Annotated in this window: 1 CRISPR repeat array. The window is 60.0% G+C overall.

The window, feature by feature from the left end:
* Positions 1-417: direct repeats of the CRISPR family, unit length 27 nt; unit sequence TCGCACCCTCACGGGTGCGTGGATTGA.
* Position 418 lies beyond the last annotated feature (1 nt).

The raw sequence follows: 418 nt of genomic DNA on the forward strand, positions 1-418 counted from the left end.
TCGCACCCTCACGGGTGCGTGGATTGAAACTTTTGCCGCTGATGGGGTGCGTGATGGCCGGCGTGTCGCACCCTCACGGGTGCGTGGATTGAAACCTTGAAGCTTCCGGAACAATTCAGTCACATGGCCGTCGCACCCTCACGGGTGCGTGGATTGAAACTACGACCAGTACGCTTCAGGCATTGACATTGATAGTCGCACCCTCACGGGTGCGTGGATTGAAACATGTCTAGTGGGCGGCTTGGATGATGGTTTGAATGTCGCACCCTCACGGGTGCGTGGATTGAAACCGCTGACGGCTCCGGCCGCCGCGGTCGTCCGCGCGTCGCACCCTCACGGGTGCGTGGATTGAAACCAGACGCCGCCCTCAAGCACGAAGGCGTCGAAAAGTCGCACCCTCACGGGTGCGTGGATTGAA

This window comes from Akkermansia sp. KLE1798 (genome assembly GCF_001580195.1).
Classification (GTDB): Bacteria; Verrucomicrobiota; Verrucomicrobiia; order Verrucomicrobiales; family Akkermansiaceae; genus Akkermansia; species Akkermansia biwaensis.